1 protein-coding gene is annotated in these 406 nt (G+C 65.3%); it reads right to left on the bottom strand.

Annotated features, from left to right (window positions below; all coding sequences use genetic code 11):
• Nucleotides 1-406, bottom strand: a 406-nt coding sequence (locus FY251_RS21915; RefSeq protein WP_148417010.1) for a HAMP domain-containing protein, incomplete at both ends; no start/stop codon positions are given.

The raw sequence follows: 406 nt of genomic DNA, 5'->3' as shown, positions 1-406 counted from the left end.
CTCATGACGTGACTCAAAATCCAGAAGGCATGCGCCACAGTCCGCCAGAACGGCATTGCCCTGTTCCCGCCCCCGGCGCTCATTGAAGGACTGAAAACCGAGAGGGCGGAGTATGGCGATCACGCCGCCAGGCACGGCCTCGCGCGAGTGGAGTGCCGCACCGAGTGCCTGGTCAAACGCCTCACGGGTCCGCAGACCAGTAACCGGATCCCGGTTCACGCGGTGCTCCAGCTCGCTGATCAGGCCCAGCTGGCGCTCAAAGGTTTCACCCAACCGCTGAGCCATACCGTTGAGTGCCCGCGCAACCCTGGCCAGCTCCCGGGAACGTGGCGGCTCCGTGCGAGTTCCAAAGTCGCCATCTTCCAGGGCATGGGCCTGGACCTCCATCTGCCGCAGCGGTGCCAGC

Origin of the sequence: Haloferax sp. KTX1 (assembly GCF_902410085.1) — an archaeon.
Lineage (GTDB): Archaea > Halobacteriota > Halobacteria > Halobacteriales > Haloferacaceae > Haloferax > Haloferax massiliensis.
The sequence above is the reverse complement of the archived record's forward strand: the minus strand, read 5'-3'. Positions and strand labels throughout refer to the sequence as shown.